The sequence below is a fragment of the Vibrio sp. Makdt genome (assembly GCF_027587015.1).
Taxonomy (GTDB): domain Bacteria; phylum Pseudomonadota; class Gammaproteobacteria; order Enterobacterales; family Vibrionaceae; genus Vibrio; species Vibrio chagasii_B.
Map to the genome: position 1 here is coordinate 12,096 of NZ_JAPPTH010000037.1, position 24,415 is coordinate 36,510.

At 42.2% G+C, this 24,415-nt stretch carries 23 protein-coding genes; 6 read left to right on the forward strand and 17 right to left on the reverse strand.

Annotated features, from left to right (window positions below; translation table 11 throughout):
- Nucleotides 1-4 precede the first annotated feature (4 nt).
- From OH460_RS27490 to istA, 4 genes are all read right to left on the reverse strand, one after another.
- Entirely contained in the window at nucleotides 5-523 is a 519-nt protein-coding gene (locus OH460_RS27490) for an IS630 family transposase (protein WP_443088698.1), read from the reverse strand.
- Between the two features lie 28 nt (nucleotides 524-551).
- Nucleotides 552-947, reverse strand: a complete 396-nt coding sequence (locus OH460_RS27495; RefSeq protein ID WP_443088699.1) for an IS630 family transposase — start codon at nucleotides 945-947, stop codon at nucleotides 552-554.
- A 156-nt stretch (nucleotides 948-1,103) separates the two neighbouring features.
- Nucleotides 1,104-1,844, reverse strand: coding sequence for an IS21-like element ISVch3 family helper ATPase IstB (gene istB / locus OH460_RS25755; RefSeq protein WP_046225198.1), 741 nt, complete (start codon nucleotides 1,842-1,844; stop codon nucleotides 1,104-1,106).
- Between the two features lie 10 nt (nucleotides 1,845-1,854).
- Nucleotides 1,855-3,270, reverse strand: coding sequence for an IS21 family transposase (gene istA / locus OH460_RS25760; RefSeq protein WP_270000027.1), 1,416 nt, complete (start codon nucleotides 3,268-3,270; stop codon nucleotides 1,855-1,857).
- A gap of 225 nt (nucleotides 3,271-3,495) precedes the next feature.
- Here istA and OH460_RS25765 point away from each other — a divergent pair, with 225 nt between their 5' ends.
- Nucleotides 3,496-3,777 carry a type I restriction-modification enzyme R subunit C-terminal domain-containing protein gene (locus OH460_RS25765; protein WP_270000028.1) on the forward strand — a complete coding sequence of 94 codons (282 nt, stop codon included), beginning with the start codon at nucleotides 3,496-3,498 and terminating at the stop codon, nucleotides 3,775-3,777.
- Between the two features lie 102 nt (nucleotides 3,778-3,879).
- Here the strand turns inward: OH460_RS25765 and OH460_RS25770 are convergent, their stop codons facing one another.
- The 4 genes from OH460_RS25770 to OH460_RS25785 are packed head-to-tail and all read right to left on the reverse strand — an operon-like array spanning nucleotide 3,880 to nucleotide 10,687.
- Nucleotides 3,880-4,422, reverse strand: a complete 543-nt coding sequence (locus OH460_RS25770; RefSeq protein ID WP_102579653.1) for a hypothetical protein — start codon at nucleotides 4,420-4,422, stop codon at nucleotides 3,880-3,882.
- A complete protein-coding gene (locus OH460_RS25775; protein ID WP_270000029.1) occupies nucleotides 4,409-7,216 on the reverse strand; it encodes a hypothetical protein in 2,808 nt (935 codons plus the stop codon). Before OH460_RS25775 ends, OH460_RS25770 begins: the two co-directional genes overlap by 14 nt.
- Nucleotides 7,217-7,227: 11 nt before the next feature.
- A complete protein-coding gene (locus OH460_RS25780) occupies nucleotides 7,228-9,474 on the reverse strand; it encodes a hypothetical protein (protein WP_270000030.1) in 2,247 nt (748 codons plus the stop codon).
- Nucleotides 9,467-10,687, reverse strand: coding sequence for a site-specific integrase (locus OH460_RS25785; RefSeq protein ID WP_270000031.1), 1,221 nt, complete (start codon nucleotides 10,685-10,687; stop codon nucleotides 9,467-9,469). Before OH460_RS25785 ends, OH460_RS25780 begins: the two co-directional genes overlap by 8 nt.
- 317 nt (nucleotides 10,688-11,004) lie before the next feature.
- Here OH460_RS25785 and OH460_RS25790 point away from each other — a divergent pair, with 317 nt between their 5' ends.
- Nucleotides 11,005-12,246, forward strand: coding sequence for a diguanylate cyclase (locus OH460_RS25790; protein ID WP_270000032.1), 1,242 nt, complete (start codon nucleotides 11,005-11,007; stop codon nucleotides 12,244-12,246).
- Between the two features lie 113 nt (nucleotides 12,247-12,359).
- Here OH460_RS25790 and nqrM read toward each other — a convergent pair whose 3' ends face one another.
- The 9 genes from nqrM to bolA form a co-directional block, all read right to left on the reverse strand.
- Nucleotides 12,360-12,614 (reverse strand): (Na+)-NQR maturation NqrM, encoded by a 255-nt coding sequence (gene nqrM, locus OH460_RS25795; protein ID WP_004737624.1) that lies wholly within the window; start codon nucleotides 12,612-12,614, stop codon nucleotides 12,360-12,362.
- A gap of 16 nt (nucleotides 12,615-12,630) precedes the next feature.
- Nucleotides 12,631-13,635: an FAD:protein FMN transferase gene (locus tag OH460_RS25800; protein ID WP_008223087.1), complete on the reverse strand. Its 1,005-nt coding sequence runs from the start codon at nucleotides 13,633-13,635 to the stop codon at nucleotides 12,631-12,633.
- A 174-nt stretch (nucleotides 13,636-13,809) separates the two neighbouring features.
- A complete protein-coding gene (gene nqrF / locus OH460_RS25805) occupies nucleotides 13,810-15,036 on the reverse strand; it encodes an NADH:ubiquinone reductase (Na(+)-transporting) subunit F (protein ID WP_008223085.1) in 1,227 nt (408 codons plus the stop codon).
- Nucleotides 15,037-15,065: 29 nt separating this feature from the next.
- Nucleotides 15,066-15,662 carry an NADH:ubiquinone reductase (Na(+)-transporting) subunit E gene (gene nqrE / locus OH460_RS25810; RefSeq protein ID WP_004737621.1) on the reverse strand — a complete coding sequence of 199 codons (597 nt, stop codon included), beginning with the start codon at nucleotides 15,660-15,662 and terminating at the stop codon, nucleotides 15,066-15,068.
- Nucleotides 15,663-15,669: 7 nt separating this feature from the next.
- Entirely contained in the window at nucleotides 15,670-16,302 is a 633-nt protein-coding gene (locus OH460_RS25815) for an NADH:ubiquinone reductase (Na(+)-transporting) subunit D (RefSeq protein ID WP_008223083.1), read from the reverse strand.
- The gene (locus OH460_RS25820) at nucleotides 16,302-17,069 is read right to left on the reverse strand and encodes a Na(+)-translocating NADH-quinone reductase subunit C (protein WP_061033230.1); all 768 of its coding nucleotides are present in this window, start codon (nucleotides 17,067-17,069) and stop codon (nucleotides 16,302-16,304) included. The genes OH460_RS25815 and OH460_RS25820 overlap by 1 nt, the downstream gene beginning before the upstream one ends.
- Entirely contained in the window at nucleotides 17,059-18,303 is a 1,245-nt protein-coding gene (locus OH460_RS25825; RefSeq protein WP_061033231.1) for an NADH:ubiquinone reductase (Na(+)-transporting) subunit B, read from the reverse strand. Before OH460_RS25825 ends, OH460_RS25820 begins: the two co-directional genes overlap by 11 nt.
- A 5-nt stretch (nucleotides 18,304-18,308) precedes the next feature.
- Nucleotides 18,309-19,649: a Na(+)-translocating NADH-quinone reductase subunit A gene (locus OH460_RS25830; RefSeq protein WP_032498707.1), complete on the reverse strand. Its 1,341-nt coding sequence runs from the start codon at nucleotides 19,647-19,649 to the stop codon at nucleotides 18,309-18,311.
- Between the two features lie 522 nt (nucleotides 19,650-20,171).
- On the reverse strand, nucleotides 20,172-20,480 hold the full coding sequence (gene bolA / locus OH460_RS25835; RefSeq protein ID WP_008223074.1) for a transcriptional regulator BolA: 309 nt from the start codon (nucleotides 20,478-20,480) through the stop codon (nucleotides 20,172-20,174).
- 174 nt (nucleotides 20,481-20,654) lie between these two features.
- Between bolA and OH460_RS25840 the strand changes: the two genes are divergently transcribed.
- The 4 genes from OH460_RS25840 to OH460_RS25855 all read left to right on the forward strand — a co-directional run bounded on the left by OH460_RS25840 (nucleotide 20,655) and on the right by OH460_RS25855 (nucleotide 24,403).
- Nucleotides 20,655-21,806, forward strand: a complete 1,152-nt coding sequence (locus OH460_RS25840) for a methyltransferase (RefSeq protein ID WP_270000033.1) — start codon at nucleotides 20,655-20,657, stop codon at nucleotides 21,804-21,806.
- Nucleotides 21,807-21,873: 67 nt separating this feature from the next.
- Complete coding sequence (locus OH460_RS25845; RefSeq protein ID WP_004737614.1) at nucleotides 21,874-22,443, forward strand: YajG family lipoprotein; 570 nt, start codon at nucleotides 21,874-21,876, stop codon at nucleotides 22,441-22,443.
- On the forward strand, nucleotides 22,443-22,991 hold the full coding sequence (locus OH460_RS25850; RefSeq protein WP_105059122.1) for a peptidylprolyl isomerase: 549 nt from the start codon (nucleotides 22,443-22,445) through the stop codon (nucleotides 22,989-22,991). The genes OH460_RS25845 and OH460_RS25850 overlap by 1 nt, the downstream gene beginning before the upstream one ends.
- 53 nt (nucleotides 22,992-23,044) lie before the next feature.
- Nucleotides 23,045-24,403, forward strand: coding sequence for an AmpG family muropeptide MFS transporter (locus OH460_RS25855; RefSeq protein ID WP_061033233.1), 1,359 nt, complete (start codon nucleotides 23,045-23,047; stop codon nucleotides 24,401-24,403).
- Nucleotides 24,404-24,415: the final 12 nt, after the last annotated feature.

A 24,415-nucleotide genomic window follows, 5' to 3' on the forward strand; every position in this document is an offset into this window, starting at 1 on the left:
TTAATTAACTTATCAACCTAGTCCAGTATCTAAAGCAGAGAGATTGGACTCTGCGTTTATCTTCACAAAAACTGTTCCAAGCTTCGCACACCGAGTTCACTATATCGTTATAGTTTTCAAAACACCGATTCGCTAACTTGTACTGACGAAGCCATTGCCAAACTTGCTCTATCGGGTTTAATTTTGGTGAATTGGGCGGGATATGGATTATCGTGATGTTCTTAAAGTGATTGGCTAAGTGTGTTTGATGCCAGCTCGCTTGATCCATAATAATCACAGAGTGTTTATCAATCGGTGTTGCTATTGAGATCAATTCAAGGTGCTTCGCCATCGCTTCCATATTACTTAGCGGTGAAACAATCGCTTCAGCTTCGCCCGTATTGACACAAACGGCTCCGAACAAATAAGCGTACTCAAATTGTTGCTGTTGAACCGCTCTAGGTCGAGTTCCTTTTTCAGCCCAAATCTTGGTTGTGGTATTGCGCTGACCAAATCTAGCTTCGTCTTGAAACCAAACAAGCACTTCTTGCAAGTGGATATGCCCAGGGATCTTAAGGATCGTTTCTATTTGGGATTTTTTTAAAAGACTCTTGGGCTTCTTCAGATTGCTTTGGGTGCTTTGAACGTGTTGTTATCCAGCTCAAGTTAAGTTCATGCAACAAACGATATACACCGGATGATTGGTAAGAAACGTCAAATTCATCAAGGATGAATTGTGCGATATCACTCCCTTGTAAGCGCCCACCTTCAGGTTTTATCGCATTTGAAGTGACGTATTCTTTAAGGTGTGCTTTTTGCTCAGTAGTCAGTCTGGAAGGTCTCCCCGTATGAGGTTTTTCTGTTAGCCCTTCAACACCAAAATCGAGATAGGCTTTTATCCATTTGTTCACACTGAGACGACTGACTTTAAGAAATGAAGCAATTTCAGTTCGATTTTTACCATCAATAAAGTGAGATACGGCGAGTAATCTTAGCCTCAACCTAGCGTTGGAGGTTGTACTGATAAGTTTTGATAAATCTGAGTTGCGTATTTCGGTGATTGCGATCGCTCGTTTCGGTTTATTCCGATCACCTGATCCTGCCGTTTTTCTCTCTTCCTATTTTTACTCTAAGTGATCGGATTGCGCCAGTTTTCTCATTGACTCACCTCCCAGTTCTATTCGATGGCTATTGTGTACTAGCCGATCCATGAGAGCGTCTGCGACAGTAGCGTTGCCGATCATGTTGTACCACTCCTTTACAGGTAATTGACTGATGACGATTGTGCTGCTGTTTTGGTAGCGGTCTTCAAGCACTTCTAACAAGTGACCTGCATGCTCTTGAGTCAGTTTTTCCATCCCCCAGTCGTCTAGGATCAGTAAGCCTTTCTTAGCCAGTGATTGAAGCTGTTTTTGATAGCTACCATCCAGACGACCTGCGGTTAGGTCATCAAGCAAGCGAGTTAATCGGTAGTACCTCACCGTTTGTTGTTGGTCGCAAGCGTTGGTCGCCAATGCGCAACCAAGATAGGTTTTGCCTGCGCCTGTTGGGCCTGTGATCAAGATGTTCTGGTGCTTGTGCAGATAGCCACCAGTTAGAAGTTCGCTCATCTGCTTGCGGTTAAGGTTTCGCCCCTCCTTGTAGATGAGCTGACTCGGCTGAGCATCAACTCTCAGCTTGGCTTGCCGTTTTAGCCGTTGGATTTTGGATTGGTTGCGGTTCAAGATCTCACTTTCCAGAAGCAGGCTTAACCGTTCTTCGAAGTTTAGCTCTGCGTAGGTAGTCAGTTGTTCTTGTTGCTGTTCTAGCGCTTTCGCGGCATGGCTCAAGCGCAGGGTTTTTAGTTGGTCATTGAGTGCGTTCATATCTTTTCTCCTAGTGATAACAGTTCGGGCCACGAACATTGCTGTGAACAAGGTTCGGTGTGCTCGTGTTGGCTTTGCTTAGGTTGAGTAACCCGAGACAAGAGCGATAAGACTGCTCAGGATGGGGCTTGGAGTTCAGCATCTTGTTGACGACTTCTCGTGTGGCTGGGCCGATATTGGCACCCCAGTTGAGCAGGCGCCCTGGCGACCACTTCTGATGTTGATGATTACTCGGCATGTGCTCTGGTTGGGTGCTGTTTCCGCGCTCTCTTTGACTACGTGGATGCTGAGCGATCAAGTTGCCTTGATGATAGATCTGCACCAGACGGTTGGAGGCTTCCAGTTCGACATGGTAACCAACAAGTTGATGTGGCACCGAGTAGTAGTGGCGGCGATATTCGATGTGATAGTCAGGCCCGACTTTGGCTCGTTTGGTTTCGGTATATAGGTAACGCTGTTTGGGGAGGGGCTTTAACGCAGGCTTATCGAGTTTCTCGAACAGCGCTTTACGACTTGCACCATACTGCTTCATTTCACGTTGGTTTAAGTCGTTCATAAGATCACGGATAGCGAGATTGAGTTCCTTGAAGGTGTGGAAGGTTTGGTGTCTTAACCGCATCATGATCCAGCGCTCCACTAAGAGCACAGCATTCTCGGCCTTGGCTTTGTCTTTGGGTTTGTAGGGGCGGGCTGGCATTACGGCTGTTTGATAGTGATTCGCCAGTTTTTGATAGCTGTCGTTAAGCCTTGGCTCATAACGGTTAGCTTTGGTTACCGCGCTACGTAGATTATCGGGAACCAAGAGCTGTGGTACCCCACCAAAGTGCTCGAACGTATTCGCATGCGCTTCTAACCAGTAAGACTTACCTTGGCTTGGGAAGGCTTCAACATAGGTGTAATTGGACGCGCCCAAGGTCGCCACGAACACTTCTGCTTCGCGCACTTCACCTGTATCAGGGTTGACTACTTGAAGTCGAGGTCCACAGTAATCGATAAACAACTTGTCACCTGCAACATGGAGCTGACGCATGCTGCGCTTTTGGGTTTTGAACCAACGAGTAAAGTGCTCGCAGAACTGAGTGTAAGCGTAAGCTTGCTCTTGATATTGCTCATGGTATTCCTGCCAGAGCAACATCTTCGTCATGCCTTTACGTCTGAGTTCGACTGCGTATTGCGTGAAGTCTGGCATGACTTTATCGCGACTGGTTTTCTTGCCGTGATACAGAGCTTGAGTGAGATCAGTATCGCTACAACTTTCAGGTAGAGGCCAACCAAGTTGACTTTGTCTAAAGCGAGTCAGGAGTTCCGATATGGTGGAAGGACCGAGTTTAAGGCAAGAAGCGATGCTGCGATTTGAAAGACCGCAGTCGTACTTAAGGCGTAATACCTCTTTGATTTTCTTCATTGGAGTTCTCTTTTTTGCCATTGTCGCTTCCTTACCTTCTTGTTTAAGAAGTAAAGAATAGCGAGCTATTGATTTAAAAGAGAAAAAGGTGGGATTTCGGGCATTCCGATCGCGGTTTTCGCTATTCCGAACGCTGATTTCGGAGTTAGGCTAAAAGTGATCGGATAATCGCGGAATCGGCGATCGGTTTAAACCGAAATGGGCGATCGGATAATCCCGAAATGACTGATCGGAATGCTCCGAAATATGCATTTTGTCGCTTACGCCAGAGAAACCCATACTCGAAAAGAACGCGTCGCTACAGCAAAGCCAGGCATATCGAGCGAATTCACCCCAAACCAAATAGAGTTTATCGAATTCATTTTAGACAAGTACATTGAAGATGGCGTTCAAGAGCTGGCAGCCAAGAAAATGCGCAGTTTAGTTGAGCTTAAGTACGGCACGATAAGCGATGCTGCTGAACAATTCGGTTCGCCAATGGCTATACGAGATACGTTCATTGGGTTTCAGAAGTATTTGTATGAGTAGAGGCAATTTTGTACCTATCATTTATGTGAAGCTCGGTGATTTAAAAACAAGAACTCTTTTTCCTGTCTAAAGGCGTATTTTCGGTTGTGAACATGGGTTTATTTACAAGCCTAACTTAGCCTTAAGATCGATTGGCATCTTCTCAATTGAAAGGTTTAGCACCTCTTTGGTCGTGAGAGCCTTGAGAGCATTGTATTTCTTCTCTAGACTTTGATGGCTCACCACAACCGCCTCCTTCTTTTTCCTTCTAAGTCCCGTATTTTTCCGTTTGACTTGTTTCTTCTGTTCGGTTTGATGCCGCTTAAGAAGCTCATCGTTAATATCATCAAAGAAAGTACGAATATGAGGGCTGAAAGAGGATGTGTTAAAAATACTCTGTGCTGATACGCCCACTGCTTTAGCCACATGTGACTTTTTCAACTGGTAGAATTTCGGCGTTTTTGTTGTTTCGACTTCACCAAAGTTCTCAATTGCTTTCTCTGCCTGTGCCTTCAACTCAAGAATCGCATGGTAAGCTTTGTAAGTGGTGTGGTCTTTGTCATCAACCACCCAGGAGGCCGAGACGCTCTGCTCAACTGTTGAATCATCATCCAGCGAATCAAGGAAGTCATCGGTGAACAATTCATCCAGATCATTCGTAGCCATACTGTTTTGCCTCCACTGCCATTTTGCGCTTAATTGAATCGACCGCATCCTCTATCGCTGACAATATTTTGTCTACGCTTTCCTCATTCCTACTGTTTCGAAGCTCTTTGATTCGCCTTAAACTTGATGTTAAGGCAGGAAGGTGAGATTCCAGTAAAAAGCCAATCCCATTTGGTTGCATTGCCTCTTTAACCATTGGTTGAACTGTTTGCCAAATTCCCCGGATATTCCCCTCCGAAATATAAGCATTCATACAATTTAGACAAAATTCGAGTTTTGCATCCTGTGGATTTAAGCTTCCCATTTGGGCGCACTTGGCACGGCTCTCGCCACCATCACGAGGAATACACGTAGCAAATCGACTCGGTTGAATATCGATGATCCTCCCAGCAATCGCCTCGCTTAATGCACGCCGTTCACTCTCAGTGAGCTCGCTCTCATCTTTAACCTGTGTTAAGTGGACAGCCTTTTTGACAAACTGGGCTACCCCCCCGATATACCGCTCACCAATGTGGTTTGATTCGATAATCAACGTTTCAACAATGGTGTTTAAATAGCGTTGTTTTGCCGAGGCCATCAGCCCCCGTGCGTCTTTGTCTCTCAAGTACGCCATAAAGAATGAATTGTCTAAATGAGCAAATTGATGGCGAATTACTGCCCCTACATCCCCCTGATAGCGCGTTAATACCGCTTCAGCCCAAATATGACGAAAAGCATGAGCAGATGGATAGCGAACCCCCTCTAATATTTCAGAGGTTATATCCATAACTGTTTTTTTATCATTTAAATCTATCGAATTACTCGTCAATAGATTTTTAGTTTCATCAGAAAGATAAGTATCTATTATTTGCTGATGTTTAATGTTATCGACTTCATTATCTTTCATATATTTAATTAAAGAAGATTTAAAACGCTCTTGCGCTCTAGCTCCATTGAATGAGGAATTTGATAGACGAAGCCAATCTTTTTTCACCTCTTTGGCACAAGTTAATAAATTCTCATAACGCGCGCTACCGACCTCATACATCAAAGATAATTTCCTAAGCTTTTCTTGTTCTGTGTTCGTTAACAGACAAATCTCTTTTTGAATTAATCCGTCTAACAAAACTACGTCATTAAAAGGTGAATAAGAATCTACAAACCCTTTCCAATTAGCGATAACTCTATTATTAATACAAACATCAGAATTGTTTAACTTTTCTTTTTTGAAATTATTATTTTCCAACCGATACAAGCAAGGTTCATTGCTTGAACTCCCAAACACATCATTCAATTGTGCCGCAATTTGATAGCACTGCGATGTGATTTCTCGATTAATTTTAGTTGACCCACTCGTTTTAGGAACAAGCCATTTTAATTTAAAACGAAATGGCACATGAGCATTATCTAAAATATCTAGATTAGGTTCTGGACGTATAGCACTCAGTGGGAATCCAAATTCTGATCTTCGATAACCAGTCCACGCAACCACTAAACTTGTCATTGCATATAGTGTAATGTTGAGTGTCGTTTTAAAGTTTTCATACGTTTTATTCTCCGAATAGGAGATTTGCTCTAGTGCCCACTTTTGAATATCTACTAGAAACTGAGTTTGTTCTAATTTCTTCTTGTCGATGATTAATTGCATTTTTTTATACAGATCTTCCACCAAAGTTTCATTCAGGGACTCACTTCCTAAGAAAGTCTGATCCAGTGACAATAAATAACCTTGCCATACCTCATCTGGTGTCTTATGTCCATCCAACCCTAAATGCTTTTGTAACATCAGGACTCGAATTAATTCCATTGCATCGCTTCGAGTAGATAAACCTAGCTCATAAACCAAAGCTTCAATATTACTATCTTTTAACGACATCACTGCTTCAAAATGCTTCAGGTATTCATTAAAAAGGATATTTTCAGCATTAACTTTAAGTGCTATATGATTAATACCTTTAGTATGAGAATTAGGCGCATAATCCTCGCCACCAAACACAGCAGAAAGCATTACATTAAATAGACGATTATTCGTTTTTGATTCAAAACTTCCAATAGAGTACTTATTAATGCAATGTTCAAAGGTTTTTTTACACACTAAGACATAAAGAAAATTCTGCTGATAAACACCATTCAAGTAATCGACATAATATTGTCCAAGCTCTAAACCAAGAAAGTTAAAGCTACCTCCTTTTTTATACTCAGCTAGCGTAGTGCTATACTGCGTTTGGCATACATCATTTAAACTTTTTTCAACTATTTTAAATGTGAGTTTAGGTTCAATCACCCCCACCACACCTAATGCTTTTAGTGAATTTCTTATTTTATGAAAAGACACTCGTCTGATAGAGGCACGATATGAAGGTATTGATACACGATTCACTAAACCATGTGGGCTTATCGTTCGTCCCATGAATGATGTCCAGAAAGGTTCCATTAGTGATATATTTAGGATAGAAACATTATTCTCTTTAAAAAAGGCAAATAAATGAAGCATCATTTGGTAGGTCGGTTGGACATACGCAATATTAGATGGCGTCAACATTTCCAGACAGGCCAGCTTCGCATATGCTTTACTGCTTAACAAATACTCACAATTATCTTTGATATAAGTTGCAATTGAACTTAAGCTATATTCAGGTGAATCAAACCATGAAAAATCAATCGTTGTTATATTGCCATATTGTTTTGCACTAAAACTCCAAACATCAGAGTAAAAATCACCTCTTTCATTTATAAAGAACGGATTCGCCTTTAATTTTAGATTTTTCTCATGCCAAAAGTTATCAATTTGATAATTTAGTACACTTAATGTCATATAACCTCCAACTACATAGAATTAAAGACGCTAATCACTACGCCATTCTTAATCATTAAATCAAATTGGTCTCTACCCTTTCGTAGTGATGGTTTACTCATCTTTTTGAGCGTACCCTCGATCCATTCAACGGTTGGTATAACAGTCTTAAACAAAAAGTCTGGATTATTCGCAAGTATCTTTTTGTGATTTTTTTTAAATTCGTGGAGGTAGTTATACATCTTTAGAACTGTGATTGAGCTATCAACTACATAAATAGGAGATAAAGGTTCGCTTTCATTTTTATCATTCAATGAGAGAACTCCTACTTCATTCACTTTTCCTTTTCCCTGTCCAGTTATCATACGAAGTCTTGAGTTCATTTCTTCATGCCTATAAGAGATACTTTCTGTCACCGCCATAAATTCGCTGTTAAATCGTTTTAATTGTTCTGCATCATCACGCTCAAAGCCCAAATTAAAGACATTTTGAATTAAATCAAACATTACCTCACGAGTAATTCTTCCTGAGTTATTAATCCACGCTTCATTATCTTCAGTCAGGTAGTTAACCTTCTCTGTCTGGTTTGAATGAGAGTTTCGGTTAATGAGGTAGTCTAAAGTATAAGGATCGCTAAAAGCATGAACTGCGCTATTTTTTATTAATTGAAAACCAAACAAATTTGACTGACAAGGAGATTGTGATTGCCTTACCAATTTTTGTCTGTCTTCTAATGCCACTTTATTAGCGTTTGCAACACAATTAATAGTATGAATCCCATTCGATATCAGAGAGCAAAGTGTTAAGGGCATTAAACAAGGTATATTTTGCTTTGAGTGTACGGTTTTTAACACCATAGAAATACTACTTGATTGAAGCAGTAAATTTAAAGTCCCTAAAAGTGAGTTAAAACCATTACTTATAAAAAGAACCACCTTAGTATAAAAAGGTAGGCTTTCTTCTTGTTGCTCCATTACAACCAATAATGCCTTTCCTTCTCGCGTTCGAGTTGAAAGGGAGCGTGTAGCGTGAAAAAGCTTTGACCTCCCTTTGAAGTATTCACATTCGATATGTGTCACTCGACCACCAACTTTCATTAACCTGAAGTCCGAATGAGTAATTTTAGGTATATCTGTCGGCTGTACCATTAATCCTGCCATTATCCACGCAAACATAACTTCTTCTATTTTGGTGACAGCTTTTGATACTTCATTACACAATAAGTTTTTAACTACATCAATTGAGAAAAGAGTTCCATTTCTCATAGCGGTGAAATTATCTCTACAATATTCAGCATTAACTTTATCCGTATTGAACTTTTTATTTAAAAATAAACTATCGCATTCAGTCTGACTCTTTAATACATTTAATAGATTGAAGTAGCTACTTTGACTAGATGCATTCGACAATAGCAAAACTCCTAGAGCGGATTGAAGAGTATATGATGGTTTATCTAGTCGATGATAAGCACACACAATTAAATAAACCATCTCCCCAATTAGACATTGCTTTTTACTCCGTGAAAGAGTTTTAAAATTCAAATCTAACAAAGGTGCTAACTGAGGCTCGGTACTCTTGATCAATGTTTGAAGTTCATCTTTATAATCTTTAAGTTCAATAATCAAAGTTGCAGCTGTCAAACTTAATGAATTGATGGCTAACTTCGGTGAAGCTAAAGCCGAATATAACTCACCCCCAATGCCAATATCTTCTCTTCTCAACCAGTCTAACGCACCGAAATAACTCGCTATGGATTTTTGTGATTTGTTTAAGTTAGGTGCAGGTTTCGTCTTTCTTAGTTCAATAAGAAATGTATAATCTTCGCTACTCAACTCTTTACTAAGAGCTTCCGATTCAATTGCATACCCAATAATAGAATTGAGGGCTCTTAGTGGGCTATAACCACCATGATTATCAAGCTCATCCATACGATCAGATTCATAACGCCTTAAAATTTCGTAACGATTATTAATTTTGTAAGAATTTAACCATGAAATGAAGGGTTTTGCTGCTGATGAGAAAACATCTTTAGCTGTTACAGCTGCACTTTTATCAAAGAACACATAATTATAAACAGCAATCATTGCTTTATATATAATCACCTTATCAGGCGTGTTAATATCATCCAATAATAGTATGTGCGAAGCATATTGTTCCGTTTTAGGCACTATTATTGAAGTAGCTGTAAAAGGCAATTCAAATGCAGTAACTGATTGTTCTTTTTTAAAGTCATGCTTTAATCGCTCTTCTATCTCAGAACTTGAAAGCGCTTTATCCATTAACCACCTCTATTAATAGAGCTTCTCGCTCTCCACAAGCATGAATGTAGATTTTTGTTGTTTGGTTAGCGTGCTTACCATCTACCTTATGGCCAAGACGCCGAGCGGTTTCAATATAAACTCTTGATTCTGTTGTGATTGACTCGTAATTTTTTTTAGCAGCAACACATAAATAGTGGAAAATATCTGTTCCAAACGAATGCCTTAAATGATGGTAAACATTGTCCTCATCTAACATTTGATAACCTGAATAAGCCTCTGGGTTTTCACTCATTACCTTTAACAGCTTCTTCAGTGTCTTAGAAAAAGTAGCACTTCCGTACCTTCTGCTAACCTCTTCTCCTTTCGTGTAATTGCTAGAGTTAGAAACAAGCAAATGATTCGACGCTGACTCTGGGCGCTCCGTATTGCAGTAACGCTCCATCAATTCTAGGTGAGTACGAGGAATATAGAGTGTTCGCGCAGAGCCGTATTTCACATCCATAGAAGAGAGGTGGTACTCAAACTCTTCCTTTTCAGGTGATTCTTTCAATTTCTTAAATAAGCTCTGTAAACCCAGACGGATTTTGCCGTCAGCTTTAAAATCAGCCAAATAAAACCCTCGGTTCTCAGAAGTCCTGCACCCTAACTCCCCACCATTTCGAAGAACAATTTCCTCTAGCAAACTGTCTGTATGTCGATAAAGGAGCTCCCTTGTCGCAGGAAGAAAGTATTTGACAATGAGATTAGACTTATTATTTCCTCTAGCTAATGCTCTATATTCAGAGAAAATAAATATCTTTTTAAAGTTTGTATCGAAAAAGTAAGTCAACCAATGGTAATAGCTACAAAGGGAAGTAATGGCTTTGTTCACAACGACTTCGCTTTTTTGCATTTCTACAATGAGGTATTCATTTATATATTCATTAATGAACTCGGCAGGAAGGGCGGTATGCCACGCAAGGGTAACGGAAGGGTGGTTATAATCTTCTATCCATTCTAAGAACAGGCCAAGTTGATGTCCACGTACATATTGAGCATCACCTCCAATCTCATCCTCTTTAAGTAAGAACTCGAAATTGCCTTTGCCTTCAATACGTTTTTTTTCATGAACAACCGAAAGACCAGTCACATAAGTGTATCGACAATAGAGACAAGGTAGAAGAATAGGAACATCATTATCGTAAAGGTAAATCCAATGACCATTATGTGATTTATCATGAATACGCTGCATACATTTTCAACCCCAAAATTGCCACCCTTTGGTTGAAGTGTAGTAGGCATTAATTCAATTACAACTTTCCCCAATAATTAACACCTGCTAGTTTAAAAACAGTCCATATCGACATGGATTATTTTTCTCACTTTCTCTTGGTCCGCACTACACATTAACCAGTAACTCAACCTTACAACTGTATCTATGAACAGTATAATGGATAATTGTTGGTTTTAAAATGATCTGGAGTCCAGCTCAACAGGTTTAGCTTCAATCGCCACCTACTCTTCTGATAGTATTGTTAGGAGTATTTAGTCTATAAGTAGGGATAGCTTTTGAGTGAAAAAATACTAGTAGTAGAGGACAGTCGCGCATTCAGAAACTACCTTTACCAGCAATTTAAAAACGATGGTTATGAAGTTGCGCTCGCAGAATCTGTGGCTGAAGCCAAAGCTATCTTAGAGCAAGAGACGGATTTCTTGTGCGCCGTGCTCGACTACTGCCTACCTGACGGCCAAGATGGCGAGATCATTGATTTAGTGCTCGGCTATCAGCAAAAAATCATCGTGCTTACCGGCATGTTCAACAACACCCTACGAGAACAAGTTCTGGCTAAAGGTGTGTTGGATTACATCCTCAAAGACAGCATGTCATCGGTCAGTTACTTGCTACCGCTTGTAAAACGAATCTCGAATAATCGACACCATAAAGCTCTGGTTGTTGATGATTCAGCTGTAGTTCGTCGATATGTCGTTCAACTTCTTGAACACCAATATATTCAAACGGTTCAGGCAGAAGATGGAGAGCAAGCGCTCGCACTGCTGCAAAACGATCCTGATATCACCGTTGTGGTCACTGACCACGATATGCCAAATAAAGACGGTATTTCGATGACTCGTGACATTCGAGTGCACCACGACCGTAACCAACTCGCTATCCTTGGCTTATCAGGCAGTGATGATCGCACCATGACCGCTCGTTTCCTTAAAGCTGGCGCCAATGACTTCCTCTATAAGCCCTTTAATCAAGAAGAATTCTTCTGCCGAATTCATCAACTCCTCGATATGAAAGAAGCGACGAGCGAACTGTTTCGTCACGCTAACGAGGATGCCCTTACTGGCCTATGGAACCGTCGTTATCTATTTAACCAGACGTGCAAGGGTTGTGAAGAACGCAATATTGCAATGATGGATATCGACTTCTTTAAAAAAGTGAACGACACCTATGGTCACGATGGTGGTGATGCGGTGTTGATTGAAGTTGGAAAAATTATCAAACAACACTTTAAAGACGACTTGCCCGTTAGGTTTGGCGGAGAAGAGTTTTGCATTCAATCATGCGGCCCATTTGAACAATTTGTTGAAGCGCTGGAATCCATGAGAGACGCAATTGAAAGTCACCAAGTGGAGCATGATTCACAAATCATTAAAGTGACCATGAGCATTGGGGTAACCGATCAAGTGGGCTCTTTAGATGAACAGATTAAAGCCGCCGACGAACTGCTTTATACCGCTAAAGAACAAGGTCGAAACCAGCTAGTGTGCGCTCGCAATAATCTTCAGTTAGATAACGAGTAGCTGAACCTTTCTAAGCATGAATCCAATTAGCGAAAAACAAAAAAAAACCCAAGGCACATACCTTGGGCTTCTGTTCTTGGAAAGCTTAATTCGCTCCCAATCAATATCGCTGATTAAGCAATACGATCTTTATTCCAAGCCGCTTCTTTTTGCTGACGCTCGGCCAGTTTCTCTTCGCGGTAAGCTTCACGAGCTTCACGCTTTTTACGCGCATCACAAGGTTCTGGGCAGTTACATACTTTATCAATACCAACGGCACCTAAGCCACCACAGCTACCTTTAACTACTTTCTTTTGAATGATGTAGCCAATAGACATTGCTGTAATCACAGCTAGAAAAACACCAAATGTAATCAGAAATGTATTCATAATTATCTCGCTTACCTTATTTACCTAAGTATGGCTTAAATGCTTCAGAAGCAACTTCTTTAAAGCCATCAGCTGTTTTTACCACCATGAACACAGGGATGTTATGTTGGTTTGCGACTTCCATTCCTTTCTCTTCACCTAAGACCATAAGGCCTGTAGATAAGCCGTCTGCAGTCATTGAAGACGGGTTTAAAACAGTCACAGAAACCACTTTATGGTGAAGAGGCTTTCCTGTTTCAGGGTTGATGATGTGTGAGTAACGAACACCATCACGTTCAAAATAGTTACGGTAATCACCAGAGGTTGCGATAGCCATATCACCCGGCTCGATGATCTCTTGGATATTACGCTCGTCAACGCTTGGTTTCTCAATCGCGATACGCCAGCCCACGTTCTCACGGTTTAAACCTTTCAGACGAATTTCGCCACCGACTTCAACCATGTAGTTGTGAATACCGATAGAATCAAGGTAGTCAGCGACGACGTCAACGCCCCAACCTTTTGCAATCGTGGATAGATCGACATACAGGTTAGGTAGGTCTTTCTTCAACATGTTACCTTCAACGCTAAGGTGATGGATACCAATCTTAGCCTTGCGAGCCGCCAGCTCTTCATCTGATGGCACAACTTCAGGACGCGCTTCAGGACCAAAGCCCCACAAGTTAACTAACGGACCAACCGTTACATCCAGTGCTCCTTCAGTAAGACCGTTTAAACGTATCGCTTCTTTCACAACCGTCGCTGTTTGCTCAGATACTTCGAACGCATCTGCACCTTTATGCTGATTGAAACGGCTTAATTCGGAATCTTCACGGTAAGTCGACATCTGGTCGTTTACTTCTTCAAGCAGGCGATCGATCTCTGTATGAACTTCATTAGACTCAGGAAATTCATCACCATTGATGTATTTAATATTGTAACTCGTGCCCATCGTTGGGCCACTCAAATGCACTTGCTCTCTTGACTGCTCACAGCCCGCAAGAAAAATCAAAGAAGTTAATGCAACAAGCCAAATTCTCACTTGCTTACTCCTGTCTAATGTTGAGGATTTATATAAGGAAAAATAAGAGTAAAAAATAGGTATTTTGAATGCCTTACTCTTTCTTATATAAGCCGGTATGTTGTCAAAAGCTGTCTTAGAAAAACAAATGGCTGACTCGTAGGAGTCAGCCATAATATCAATCACTTAAGTGGATTAACCACCGAAGTCATCTAGTAGGATGTTTTCATCTTCTACACCAAGATCTTTCAGCATGCCGATAACAGCAGCGTTCATCATCGGTGGACCACACATGTAGTACTCACAATCTTCAGGAGCTTCGTGATCCTTCAGGTAGTTTTCGTACAGTACGTTGTGGATGAAACCAGTGTAACCGTCCCAGTTGTCCTCTGGTTGAGGATCAGACAGTGCACAGTGCCACACGAAGTTTTCGTTTGCAGCCGCTAGGCCATCGAAATCTTCAATGTAGAACATCTCACGCTTAGAACGTGCGCCATACCAGTAAGACATCTTACGAGTAGACTTAAGACGCTTAAGTTGGTCGAAGATATGAGAACGCATAGGCGCCATACCTGCACCACCACCGATGAATACCATTTCATTGTCTGTGTCTTTAGCAAAGAACTCACCAAATGGACCAGAAATAGTACACTTGTCGCCTTCTTTAAGAGACCAGATGTATGAAGACATCACACCAGGAGCAACATCAGGGTTGTTTGGCGGCGGAGTCGCGATACGAACGTTCAACTTGATGATACCTTTCTCTTCTGGGTATGAAGCCATTGAGTAAGCACGGATTGAATGTTCTTTAACGATAGACTCGTAACGGAATAGGTTGAACTTATCCCAGTCACCACGGTATTCCTCAGGAATATCGTAATCTGCGTATTTCACGTGATGTGGTTCAGCTTCAATCTGAATGTAACCACCCGCGCGGAACGGTACTTCTTCACCTTCAGGGATTGCTAGCGCAAGTTCTTTGATGAAAGTAGCTTCATTGTTATTCGAGATAACAGTACATTCCCACTTTTTAACACCAAAGATATCTTCGTCTAGTTCAATCTCCATGTCAGTTTTCATAGCAACTTGACATGCAAGACGTTCGCCTTCGCGAGCTTCGCCTTTAGTGATGTGATCAAGTTCAGTTGGTAGGATGTCGCCACCGCCAGACTTAACTTTTACACGACACTGACCACAAGAGCCACCGCCACCACAAGCAGAAGATACGAAGATACCAGCGCCAGCTAGGGCACCAAGTAGCTTGCTACCAGGTTGAGTAACGATCGCCTTTTCAGGGTCGCCGTTTACTGAAATAGTGATGTCACCTGATGGTACTAGCTTAGATTTAGCGAATAGAATCACTAGCACTAGAGCCAATACAATAATGGTAAACATCGCTACGCCAAGAATAATGCTTTGCATTTGTTATTCCTTATTACTGGGTGCTTACCCTACAGTTGAACACCAGAGAAAGACATAAAGCCTAACGCCATCAGACCAACAGTAATGAACGTGATACCAAGGCCACGTAGACCTGGAGGTACGTCAGAGTACTTCATCTTCTCACGGATACCCGCAAGAGCAACGATAGCTAACATCCAACCCACACCAGAACCGAAGCCGTAAACAACAGATTCAGCAAAGTTGTAGTCACGAGTTACCATGAAAGATACACCACCAAAGATTGCACAGTTAACTGTGATCAGTGGAAGGAAGATACCTAGTGCGTTGTACAAAGGTGGGAAGAAACGGTCTAGAACCATCTCTAGGATTTGTACAAGTGCCGCGATAACACCGATGAATGCGATGAAGTTAAGGAAACTTAAATCGACACCTTCAACAAGCGCGTTTTCTTTCAGAATGTTTGTGTAAACAAGGTTGTTCACAGGAACAGCGATTGTAAGTACTACAACTACCGCAACACCAAGACCAAAAGAAGTTTTAACTTTCTTAGATACCGCTAGGAATGTACACATACCTAGGAAGAAAGAAAGCGCCATGTTTTCGATGAAAATCGATTTAACTAGCAGACTAATATAATGTTCCATGACTACCTTACCCCTTCGCTTCTACTTGTTCTGGTTTGAACACACGAATTGCCCAAATCAAGAAACCAATTAGGAAGAATGCAGAAGGTGCTAGAAGCATCAAGCCGTTTGGCTGATACCAACCACCGTTGCTCACTAGAGGTAGTACTTCCATACCAAATAGTTTGCCAGAGCCTAGAAGCTCACGGAAGAAACCAACAGTGATAAGAACGAAACCGTAACCAAGACCGTTACCAAGACCATCGATTAGAGATGGGATTGGTGCAGACTTCATTGCGAATGCTTCAGCACGACCCATTACAATACAGTTAGTAATGATTAGGCCTACGAATACAGATAGCTGCTTAGAGATATCGTATAGGTATGCTTTTAGCACTTGGTCTACCACGATTACTAATGATGCGATAATTGCCATCTGAACGATGATACGCACACTGTTAGGAATGTGGTTGCGGATTAGAGAAACGAAGAAGTTAGACAGAGCAGTAACAAACATTACCGCGATAGTCATAACAAATGCTGTTTCTAGCTTAGTGGTTACCGCAAGAGCAGAACACACACCAAGAACCTGTAGCGCGATTGGGTTGTTATCCAATACTGGCGCTAAAATGCTCTTTTTAATTTCTTTTGCACTAGACATTAGTTCAGACCTCCGTCACGAACTTTTGCTAGGAACGGACCAAAGCCCATATCACCTAACCAGAAGTCAAATGTATGTTGAACGCCAACACTGGTCAGTGTTGCACCAGAAAGGCCATCAACACCGTGCTCAGTACCTTCAGGAGCACCACCTTTAACTACCTTGATAGCTGGCTTGTGGTTTTCGTCGAATAATTTCTTACCAACGAATTGAGCACGCCAAGTTGGGTTCTCAACTTCACCACCAAGTCCAGGAGTTTCACCTTGCTCGTAGTAAGTGATACCTGAAACTGTGTTGCCATCAGTTTCTACCGCAACGAATGCGTACATCATTGACCATAGGCCGTTACCGTGAACAGGGATGATAACTTTAGTAGTTTCAGCACCGTCTTTCACAAGGTATACAGTACCTGTGTTAGCACGACGAAGGATCTTAGCGATGTCATCTTCAGCAGAAAGCTTGATTGACTGAGCTGGATCTTTTGCCGCTTTACGTTGGTCGTATGCAGCAGCATCACCGTCAACGAAATCACCAGTAGCGAAATCAACTAGACGAGGTTCGATGTTCTCTGCGTACAGCGCTGGGATGTCACCTTCAAGGTCAACACCTGCAACTTCTAGGATCTTAGTTTGTTGATCCAGAACCGCGTTAGCTTGTTGCTTAGGTTTAAGAACAACTGCAGCTGTTGAAACGATGATTGAGCACACTAGGCTCAATGCGATAACAACAAACAGCGTCTTTTTAATGCTATCGTTATTACTTGCCATAGCGAGCTAGTCTCCGCTTAATGTTCTTCTCGATTACAACGTGGTCAAACAGAGGAGCAAATAGGTTTGCGAATAGAATCGCAAGCATCATGCCTTCTGGGTATGCAGGGTTAACTACACGGATCATTACACACATTGCGCCGATTAGGATGCCGTACCACCACTTACCTTTGTTGGTAAATGACGCTGATACTGGGTCTGTCGCCATGAAGAACATACCGAATGCGAAGCCACCTAGAACTAGGTGCCAGTGCCAAGGCATGCTGAACATTGCGTTAGTATCAGAACCGATCACGTTGAATAGCGTAGACACAGCGATCATACCGATCATTACACCAGCAATGATGCGCCATGAAGCGATACGCATGTAAACGATCATCGCAGCACCAATCATAAGTGCTAGAGTCGATACTTCACCGATAGAACCTGGGATGTTACCAATGAATGCGTCCATCCAAGTGATTGCTTCACCAGATGTCACGTTCATTAGTGCGCTACCGCCGCCTTGAGCCCATTGGCTAAGAGCAGTTGCACCAGAGAAACCATCTGCAGCAGTCCAAACTACGTCACCTGAAATCTGTGCAGGGTATGCAAAGAATAGGAACGCACGGCCAGCAAGCGCAGGGTTTAGGAAGTTACGACCCGTACCACCGAAGATCTCTTTAGCAACAACAACACCAAAGGTAATACCTAGAGCTGCCTGCCATAGAGGAAGTGTTGGCGGAACGATGAGCGCGAATAAGATAGAAGTTACAAAGAAACCTTCGTTAACTTCGTGCTTACGCACCATACAGAACAGAACTTCCCAGAAACCACCAACGATAAATACCGTCGCGTAGATAGGTAGGAAGTAAGTCGCACCAAGTAGCATCTTACTGCCAACACCAGCATCGGCTCCTAAGGAGGCGCCAAGCATTTGAGTCAGCCAGTAGTGCCAGTTACCATCAATAACAGATGCTAGTTCAGCGCCTGCGTACATGTGGTTAAGTGCAGCGATAGCTTGGCCACCCGCGTTGTACATACCCCAGAACATTGCTGGGAATACCGCGAACCAAACCATGATCATGATACGTTTTAAGTCAACGCTATCACGAACGTGCGAGCTTTTCTTTGTGATAAGACCTGGCGTGTAGAACACTGTAGCCGCTGCTTCGTAAAGCGCGAACCACTTCTCGTGTTTACCACCTGGCTCAAAATGATGCTCGATGTCTTCAAGAAACTTTTTAAGGCCCATGAAAATTACCCTTCCTTCTCAATCGTATCTAGGCATTCACGAAGTAGTTGACCGTACTCGTACTTACCTGGACATACAAAGGTACACAATGCCAAATCTTCTTCATCTAGCTCTAGCGCACCTAGTGCTTGTGCACTATCAACGTCGCCTGCACATAGATCACGAAGCAGCAATGTAGGTTCCATATCTAGAGGCATTACGCGCTCGTAGTTACCGATTGGAACCATTGAGCGATCACTACCGTTTGTAGTCGTTGTCATGTTGAACAACTGACCTTTAAACAGGTGACCAAGGAATGAACGAGTAACAGAGAACTTGTTCTTACCAGGCATAGCCCAGCCGAATAGCTCTTTATCACGACCTTCACGTAGAACGGAAACTTGCTGATGGTAACGACCAAGGTAAGCATGTGGACCGGTTGCTTGTGTACCAGTTAGTACAGAACCAGAAATCACACGAACTTCACCTGGCATTAGCTCGCTGTCTGTCAACTCTTCAAGGCTAGCACCAATTTGAGTACGAACTAGACGCGGGTTGTTTACCACTGGGCCAGCCAGAGAAACAACACGATCGGTATAAAGCTCACCAGTAAGGAAAAGCTTACCGAATGCGATAACATCTTGGTAGTTAATGCTCCACGCTACGTTTTCTGCATTTACCGGGTATAGGTAATGCATATGCGTGCCTGCAAGACCTGCAGGGTGTGGGCCATCAAAAACATGTTCTTCAACGTTAGACTGAGCTGAACGAGGTAAGCTAGTACCTTTTTTGCAAACGTACACTTTACCGTTAGTCAGAGTTGAAAGAAGATCTAAACCAGCAACGAAAGCATCAGACTGCTCGTTAATGATTAATTCTGGCTCAGCTGCTAGCGGATTAGTATCCATAGCAGTTACGAAAATAGCCTGAGTTTCAGAATCGATTGCTGGAACCTTGCTGAACGGACGAGTTCGCAAAGCGGTCCATGCGCCAGACTCAACTAACTGAGCTTTAACCGTTTCACGGTCAAGACCTGCTAGTTGGTTAGCTTCATAGCTATTGAACGTGATTTGCTCATTGCCTGCTACTTCAATCACTACAGATTGAAGAACACGCTTAGCACCACGGTTCACTTCAATAACTTTACCGCTTGCTGGAGAAGTAAATACAACACCTGGGTTCTTTTTATCAGCAAAAAGAACTTGGCCTTTCTTCACTTCATCACCAACGCGAGCATGCATCGTAGGACGCATACCAACGTACTCTTCGCCAAGCAAGGCGACTTTAGTGATGGACTTACCATCATTAATCACCTGGGATGGAGTTCCTGCGATAGGAAGATCCAAACCCTTCTTTATTGTAATCATACGCACTTGCACTACTTTATCGGGAAAAAGATTCTTTTAATTGCGTAAATTCAGGACGTTTTAAGATCGCCCTTAGACACGACATTACAGTGTCCGGTCTTGGTAAATTTGAGATACCAAAATCGCAACATTATCTTAATAAAATTCTCACACAAATCATGTGAGATTTATCAGGTGCCATATTCTAGCATTTTTTGACATCTTGATGCCATGACCAATAACTTGAATAGCGCGTTTATTTGGTGAGATTTGAAGCATATGGACTCTTAAATATGTATAAATTTGACGAGCCGCACAGATAAATTGGCTTTTGAAAGGTGTTTTAAACAAGAGATTAACACTCTGTCACAAACTATTATTTTATGAGTTATGTTGAAACACTGTTAATAAAAACATTACTCATTGTAGGTATTTTTAGACGTTTAACTTACCATCAGTTTGAGTGATATAACGGCAAAAAACAGATAATTTAGGCGATAAAAAAGGCGGCATGGCCACCTCTTTTTATATGTATTAAATTTATTACTTGCCCCCACCCATACACATTGGGCTGTCTGGCACGTTATCGAGCTGCTTCAACCATTCATCTTTTGTATAAGTATGAATAGATAAAGCGTGAATATTGTTCGCTAGCTCTTCTGAAAGTGCTTTATTTACCGCTCGGTGACGAGCAATAAGACGCAATCCTTCAAACGCATCACTCACAACAATCACTTTAAAGTGACTCTCAGAACCGGCCGGAACATTGTGCATGTAGCTCTCATTAACCACATTCAAGTGACTTGGTGAAAACTCATTGTGCAATTTTGTTTCGATAACTTCTTGGATCATTGTGATTCCTTAATAACGGGTTGGCATTATCTGTGGGGTGAGTATAAACCCTAACAAGGCTACTGTCTGAGTATTTAATCGCGAACAGCATAGGTTTGGTCGAGTTTTCTCTATCTTGTTCAGCCCGCATTTGAGACAATATCTTTGTTATTTCTCATATAAGTATCCCAAGTAATGAAAACTGAACTTACCCTTCACGATAGAACTTTGACCTTACATCGTTTCCCTAAACGTTCAAATGAAACGCTTCAAGCTTGGGATGCGGGCGACGAATACATTATTAACCATGTTGAAGAGATGAACCTTGAACCAGGCAAACACATTCTGATCTTAAACGACAGCTTTGGTGCCCTATCCGCTTGGTTCTCAAAAGATCACGATGTGACTATGATGAGCGACTCATTTATCTCTCATCGTGGCGGCCTGAAAAACTTACAGCGCAATCAGTGTAATCGAGTCAACTTTTTAAACACCATGGATGATATCCCTCACGGTATTGATCTGGTACTGATGCAGCTACCAAAGACCAACCGCCATTTAGTGTGGCAACTGAGTCAGTTGCGCCAAGCTTTACCAGAAGGTTGCCAAGTGATCGGTGTCAACAAGGTAAAAGAGATTCACACATCAACGCTGAACCTGTTTGAAAAATACTTGGGTGAAACCAAAACGTCACTGGCGAAGAAAAAGCACCGCTTGGTGTTCTCATCACCAAACTGCCAGCCAATTCACAAAGTTGAGCCTTTTGTAGAATGGGATGTCGACGGTGAAGATATCCGCCTAAAGAATTTACCAAATGTTTACTCAGGGGAAGCACTCGATCAAGGCGCGCGCTATATGCTAGAGCATATACCTCAAGATCCTGAGCTACGTCATATTATCGACCTTGGCTGTGGTAATGGTGTTTTAAGTGTTAAAGCAGGCCAGTTGAACCCTCAAGCTCGCATCACTTGTGTTGATGAGAGCTTCATGGCCGTGGAATCAGCACGCCAAAACATAAAAGATAACCTTGGTGAAGAAGACAACTTCCAATTCATTGCTAATAACTGTTTAGACGGTTTTAAGAAAAACAGCACATACCTAGTCATGTGTAACCCTCCATTCCATCAACAACAGGCAATTACTGACCACATTGCATGGCAAATGTTCTGTGATGCAAAGCATGTTCTTAGCAATGGAGGCAAATTAATTGTTATTGGCAACCGACACCTCGGATACGATGTCAAACTCGCAAGATTATTTGGTGAAGCTAACGTTGAAACGCTTGAACTAAACCAAAAATTTGAGATATTACAAGCAACAAGAGAACCTGCGAATTTTAACAAATAAGCAGTAGACTGCTTCACAAGAATTTAAGATACCGAGCTTCTGGTGTGAATTTAGAAAGGATAAAGGAATGAAAAAACTGATTTTGGCTGCTTCTATTATGGCTTTGACAGCATGTTCAGCCCCTCAGCAAGAACAGATAAATGTAATGCCAGAAGCTTCACTAAGCTCAAGCAACCTAGTACAAGGCAAAACATACACATTAACCAGTAAAGATGTTCGTGCTGCTCAGTATGTTGCACTTGTTGATAGCGGCCGCGCTAACATTCAACCAATTCACGCTAAGCAGAACATGCGTATTTCTCTAGAGAACGCTATCGCACAGCAATTTGAGTCTCAAGGCTTTCGTGCCAGCGTAAACAGCGAAAACTCTGTTGTTTTAGAGATTCAAGAAGCACTAGTTACCGTAGAACACACCATTATGGAAAACCAAATGGACGGTAAAGTAACACTTGAAGTTACGGCTGAAACACCAGAAGGCAAACTGGTTAAGACGTTCAATGGTACAGCAACTCGCACTGGTGCATTAAGTGCATCAAACGACGATATCGCAATGGTACTTAACGACGTTATCGACTTAGTGCTTAAAGAGATCGCTAATGACCAAGAACTACAAACTTACATGAAGGAACGTTTCTAATGGGTCGTATTCTATCTTCTATAGCACTAATGCTAGTAAGCGTGAGCGTGTGGGCTGGTCCTAAAGTAAACGTCGAAACGACGCTAGGTGACTTCACGATCGAGCTAAACCAAGAGCAAGCACCAATTAGTTCTGAGAACTTTCTAAAATACGTAGCAGATGGCAGTTACGAAGGTACTATCTTCCACCGTGTTATTCCTGGTTTTATGGCGCAAGGTGGCGGCTTCAACCAAGACATGCAGCAACAAGCAACGTATGCTCCGATCAAGAATGAAGGCAGTAATGGTCTGAAGAACGACACAGCAACCATCGCGATGGCTCGTACTAACGCGCCAGACTCTGCAACTCGTCAGTTCTACATTAACTACGCAGACAACGACTTCCTGAACGCAAAAGGCGGCAACCCGGGTTACGCGGTATTTGGTAAAGTCACCGACGGTTTTGACGTTATTCAAAAGATGGCAACCATACCAACTAAGCGAATGGGCCGTATGTCAGATATCCCTGTCGATCCAATCGTCATCACGAAAGTGACCCTTCTTAAGTAATCTAAAGTAACGCCCTTATTTCTTAAGGGCGTTTTTCTATACAAGGACGCCCTATGTCATCAGGCACTCCCTCTCTTTCTTGGATGCAGACTTTCCGTAGTTATCTCGATAAGCGCCTACTGTGGGTGTTCATGCTCGGTTGTTCAAGCGGCTTCCCGTGGGTTCTTATTGGCTCCAACATGTCTGGTTGGCTTAAAGACGCAGGTTTAACCCGTGCTGCGATTGGCTACTTTGGTAGTGTATTTGCCGTATACGCCATTAACTTTTTATGGGCTCCTTTGGTAGACCGAGTAAAACTGCCGCTGCTTCATGCAATACTTGGCCAGCGCCGCAGTTGGATCTTTTTCTGCCAAAGCATTGTTTTGATCGGCACCTTATTTATCGCAGGCGTCAATCCGGCTGAGAATTTAGCGTTTACCTCAATGTTAGCGCTCGCTATTGCCATTGCCTCAGCCACGCAAGACATCGCGATTGATGCATTTCGTATTGATACCTTCCCAAAATCTGAAGCATCAAAACTGCCACAAGCTTCTGCAATGGCAGTAGTTGGTTGGTGGACGGGCTATTCTCTACCAGGCTACCTGGCCTTTATTAACGCAGACTCAATCGGTTGGAATGGTGTTTACTACGGTATGGCAGGTGTCGTTGTCGTGTTAATGCTGTTTACTCTTTTTGTCGGAGAGCCAAATACACAACGTGAAGCCCTACAAGAACAAGCACAGCAGCGACACAATAAAGTAGTTGGCTCAAAGCTTGTCGCTTGGTTCAGTGTAACGGTAATTGAACCGTTTTATGATTTCTTCAAAAGAAACGGAGTTCAAGTTGCCATTACTCTATTGCTGTTTGTATTCCTGTTTAAGATAGGCGAAGCCTTCTTAGGTCGAATGTCGATCACCTTCTATAAAGAGATAGGTTTCAGTAACGAACAGATCGGCCACTACTCCAAATTAATTGGTTGGGGTGCGACGATATTCTTCACTTTGGTAGGCAGTGTCTTCAATGTGAAGTTCGGCATTGTACGCGGACTAATGATCGGCGGCGTGGCAATGGCGGCAAGCAATCTAATGTTTGCGTGGATCGCTCAGACTGGCCCAAGTGAAACCTTATTCTTGGCAACCATCATTGTCGATAACTTCACAACGGCCTTTTCTACCGTTGCGTTTGTCTCTTTCCTAACGTTATTAACAGGCCAAGCGTTTTCAGCAACACAATACGCCTTGCTAGCTTCACTTGGAAACTTCGGCCGTACCACTTTAGCTTCCTTCAGTGGTGAGTTGGTTGATTACCTCAATGATTGGTCAACCTTCTTTATACTGACTGCACTTATGGTGATACCAAGTCTGATCATGCTCTATTCGCTGCGCCACTTTTTCACAGATTTACTAGAAAAAGCGAAAAACAACCACGAATAAGAGAAAAAGAAA